Here is an 800-nt window from a genome sequence, read left to right on the forward strand (position 1 = left end):
TCTCCTAATTCAATTCTAAATCCTCTCAATTTAACTTGTTGATCTATGCGGTCAATATACTCAAGATTTCCATTTGGTAAATAACGTACTATATCTCCAGTTTTATACAATTTCTGTTCCTCATTACTATCGAATGGAGAATTAATAAATCTTTCCGCAGTTAATTCCGGTCGTTTATAATACCCTTTTGCTAATCCCACTCCTCCAATATATAGTTCTCCATGAACACCAATAGGTACGGGTTGTAAAGAGGTATCTAATACATACATTTCAGTATTAAAAATAGGCTTTCCTATAGGTATGGATTTACTATAATTCTCTCCTGGTTTTACTATATAATTTGTACATCCAACTACTGCTTCAGTCGGTCCATATTCATTTATTATGACTGTATTTGGAGCATGCTTTACCCAAAAATCAACATGTTTTGCGAGTAGAGGCTCCCCTCCTACTACAAAAGTATCTGTACAAAAAGCAGCATCTTCTTCAGAAACTTGATGAGATAATAACTCTAAATGGGCTGGTGTTAGCTTTATAACACTATATTTTCTTTTCCGAACCCATCTTCCTAATTCTTCTAAATCTAATCCCTCAGGAAATAAAACTACTGTTTCTCCTATACATAATGGAGAAAGCATCCCTGTAATTGTTAAGTCAAAAGATATTGATGACAGAACTAATGAACCTTGTCCACCATTCCCTTTATAATAATTTTGAGTGCACCAATTTAAATAATTTGTTAATCCTCGATGTGGAACCATGACTCCTTTTGGTTTTCCAGTAGATCCTGAAGTATAAAT

General features: G+C 33.8%; 1 protein-coding gene. It reads right to left on the bottom strand.

The window, feature by feature from the left end:
- Positions 1-761, bottom strand: a 761-nt coding sequence (locus RT27_RS32225; protein ID WP_231577731.1) for an AMP-binding protein, incomplete at its 3' end; no start/stop codon positions are given.
- Positions 762-800 lie beyond the last annotated feature (39 nt).

Source organism: Bacillus sp. L_1B0_5, assembly GCF_000836715.1.
GTDB classification, from domain to species: domain Bacteria; phylum Bacillota; class Bacilli; order Bacillales; family Bacillaceae_G; genus Bacillus_A; species Bacillus_A thuringiensis_S.